This is a genomic window from Cellulomonas sp. GbtcB1 (assembly GCF_019091725.1).
Taxonomy (GTDB): domain Bacteria; phylum Actinomycetota; class Actinomycetes; order Actinomycetales; family Cellulomonadaceae; genus Cellulomonas.
The window spans coordinates 1-3,377 of the sequence record NZ_JAGXJG010000108.1; the positions used below are offsets into that span (position 1 = coordinate 1).

4 protein-coding genes are annotated in these 3,377 nt (G+C 76.8%); all 4 read left to right on the forward strand.

Features of this window, described 5'->3' with window-relative positions:
- Positions 1-1,060, forward strand: a 1,060-nt coding sequence (locus KVT14_RS19845) for a TIGR03364 family FAD-dependent oxidoreductase (RefSeq protein WP_217617237.1), incomplete at its 5' end; no start/stop codon positions are given.
- Between the two features lie 47 nt (positions 1,061-1,107).
- On the forward strand, positions 1,108-2,040 hold the full coding sequence (locus KVT14_RS19850; RefSeq protein WP_217617238.1) for a phosphate/phosphite/phosphonate ABC transporter substrate-binding protein: 933 nt from the start codon (positions 1,108-1,110) through the stop codon (positions 2,038-2,040).
- Positions 2,037-2,891 carry a phosphonate ABC transporter ATP-binding protein gene (locus tag KVT14_RS19855; protein WP_217617239.1) on the forward strand — a complete coding sequence of 285 codons (855 nt, stop codon included), beginning with the start codon at positions 2,037-2,039 and terminating at the stop codon, positions 2,889-2,891. The genes KVT14_RS19850 and KVT14_RS19855 overlap by 4 nt, the downstream gene beginning before the upstream one ends.
- Positions 2,888-3,377: PhnE/PtxC family ABC transporter permease (locus tag KVT14_RS19860; protein WP_368858788.1), on the forward strand; the 490-nt coding region annotated here is incomplete at its 3' end. The genes KVT14_RS19855 and KVT14_RS19860, both read left to right, overlap by 4 nt.

Here is a 3,377-nt window from a genome sequence, read left to right on the forward strand (position 1 = left end):
CGCCCCCGAGGCCGCCGCCCGGGGCCCGTCCGTGCTCGACGACGAGGCCGGCGACCGCGCCGTCGGCGCCTCCGTGCGCAACTCCGGCCACGGCTGCTTCACCGCGCAGGACGGCGTCGCCCTCCAGCACGCGCTGGCCGCCCGGGAGCGCTGGCTGCGCCTGGCCAAGGAGACCGACCTGGGCCTGCGCGAGACCGGCACGGTGGTCGTGGCCCGGGCGGACGACGAGCAGCAGGTGCTCGCCGACCTCGCCGCCGCACGCGACGGCGACGTCGCGCTGCTCGACGCCGCCGGCGTGCACGCCCGGGTGCCGGGGCTCGGCGACGACGTGCTCGGCGGCGCGCACCTGCCGCTGGACGTCCGGGTGGACCAGCGGCGCGCGGTCGCCGCCCTGGCGGACCTGCTCGCCGGGCGGCCGCGCGCGAGCGTGTCCTGGGCGACCGCCGCACACGGCTTCGACCCGGACGGCGACGGCGTGCTCGTGCGCACCTCCCGCGGTGCGGTCACCGCCGGCCGGGTGGTCGTCGCGGTCGGCCACGACGTCGACCGGTACTTCCCCGAGCTCGCCACCGCCCACGGGGTCCGCCGGTGCGCGCTGCACATGCTGGAGGTGGACGGCCCCGGCGACGTGGAGCCGGCGGTGCTGACCGGCCCGTCGCTGCTCCGGTCCGCCGGCTTCGGCGTCAGCCCCGCGCTCGCGGACGTCCGGGCCCGGCTGACCGCCGAGTCGCCCGCGCTGCTCGACGCCGACGTCAACCTCATGCTCACCCAGCGCCCGGGCGGCAGCCTCACGCTCGGCGACACCCACGCCTACGGCACGACGCACGACCCGTTCGGCGACGAGGGCCTCGACGAGCTGCTGCTCGACCAGGCGGCGCGCCTGTTCGCCGGCACCCGTCCCCGGGTCCGCGCCCGGTGGCGCGGCGTCTACGCGTCCGCTCCCGAGCCGTTCCTTGTCGCCGAGCCCCTGCCCCGGGTGCACGTGGTGTCGGTGACCTCGGGCATCGGGATGACCACCGCGCTCGGCCTCGCGCCGGCCGTCCTCGACCCGCACCTGTGACCACCGTCCCGCCGCCCCGCTCCGCCACCCTCACCAGGAGACCGACCATGTCCGCACGTCCCCGCCTCGTCCCGGTCCTGTCCGCCGCCGCCCTGGTGCTCGCCCTGGGCGCCTGCTCCTCCGCCAGCGCCGACGACGCGGCCGGCGGCTCCGCCTCCGGCGACGCGAGCGTCTGCCCCGACGGCCGCATCCGGATGGGCGTCGAGCCCTTCGAGGACCCCGCCAAGCTCGAGCCCGCGTTCCGGGTGCTGGGCGAGGCGCTCGGCGAGAAGCTCGGCTGCCCGGTCGAGGTCTCGATCGTCGAGGACTACTCGGCCGGGGTGCTCGCGATGGAGAACGGCGAGCTCGACGTCGCGGTGTTCGGCCCCCTGGGCTACGTGTTCGCCGAGCGGCGCGCCGACGCCCAGGCCGTGGCCTCGTTCGGCCTGGCCGACGGCACTCTGTCCAGCTACACCGCCGGCCTGTGGGTGCCTGCGGACTCCCCGATCGAGTCGGTCGAGGACCTCGCCGGTCACACCCTCGCGCTCGGCTCGACCGGCTCCACCTCCGGCGACGCCCTCCCGCGGTTCGCGATCCGCGAGGCGGGCCGGGCGGAGGAGGACACCGACATCACGTACGCCGGAGGCCACCGGGAGGCGCTGCCCGCGCTGACCAACGGCACCGTCGACGTCGCGCAGATCAACAGCCAGACCCAGGCGACCGCAGAGCGCGAGGGCACCCTCGACACGTCCCGGTTCCGGCAGATCTGGACCTCCGAGCCGATCCCGAACGACCCGGTCACCGTCGCCGGCGCGCTGGGCGAGGAGTTCCGGGACGCCGTGCAAGACGCGCTGCTCAGCCTCGACACCGAGCACGTCGAGCAGATCGGCCAGTACCTCGACGTCGACCCGGCCGGTCCGCTGGTCGAGGTCGACAAGTCCACGTACCAGCCGCTGTTCGACCTGGCCGACACCCTCGGGCTGACCGAGGACGACGCGTGACCGGCGTGCCCGCGCCCGCCCACGACGGGTTGCAGGTGCGCGGCCTGGTCGTGCAGTACCCCGGCCGGCCGGACCGCTCCGGCACCGTCCGCCGGCACGCGGTCGACGAGGTGGACCTCGACATCGCGCCCGGCGAGGTGGCGGCCGCCCCCGGCCCCACCGGCTGCGGCAAGTCCACGACCCTGCGGGCGGTGGCGGGCCTCGCGCCCGTCACCGCCGGGACCGTGCACGTCGCCGGGCGCCTGGTGCGCGAGGGCGGCGCCGGGGCGCACGGCGTCTCCCACGACGAGCGGGCCACCCGCCGGCAGATCGCGATGATCTTCCAGCAGGTCAACCTGGTCCGGCGGCTCACGGTGCTGGACAACGTCTGCGCCGGCTCCCTCGGGCGGCTGCCGCTGCGCCGGTCCGTGGTGCCCGCCCTGCTGCCGCGCGAGGTGCGCGCCGAGGCGCTGTGGTGCCTGGAGCAGGTCGGCCTGGCCGACCGGGCGCTGGACGTCGCCGGGCAGCTGTCCGGCGGCCAGCAGCAGCGTGTCGCGGTCGCGCGGGCCCTGTGCCAGCGCGCGCCGGTGATGCTCGCGGACGAGCCGACGTCCGCGCTCGACCTCGCGGCCGCCGACCAGGTGATGGCGCTGCTGGCCGAGCTGACCCACGCGCAGGGCCTCGCGACCGTCGTCGTCGCGCACGACCCCGAGCTCGCCCACCGGCACGTCGACCGCGTGGTCGGCATGGCGGCGGGGCGGGTGGTGCTCCAGGGCGCCACCCGCGAGGTCTCGCTCGCCGACATCGCCGGCCTGTATGCGACCACGGTGCCGTCCGCGACGGTCCCCGCTGCAGCGCGGAGTGCCGCGTGAGCGCCCCCGCGCTGGACCGCCGGCCCCCGGCCCGCCGTCCCGACGCCGACGAGCTCGCCCGCACCGTCCTGCCCCGGCGGCGACGGCCCGCCCGGACCACCGCGCTGACCGCCCTCGTCGTGGCCGCCGTCGTGGTCGTGCACGTCCTGGCCTGGAACGGCACCGAGTTCTCGCTCGTCGCCCTGGTCGAGGGCCGCGAGGGCATGGCGCGGTTCATCGGAGAGTCGTTCCCGCCCGACCTGGACTGGACCCGCGTGGTGCGCCCCGGGCTCGAGGCGACCGTCACCACGCTGTGGATCGGCCTGCTCGGCACGACGCTGTCGGTGCCGTTCTCGCTGGGGCTCGCCGTGCTCGCGGCCCGCACCACCACGCCCGCCGGCGTGCTGTTCCAGGTGGCGCGTGCCGTGCTGTCGTTCCTTCGGGCGGAGCCCGACATCGTGATCGCGCTGATCTTCGTCCCCGCGGTCGGGCTGGGCCCGTTCTCCG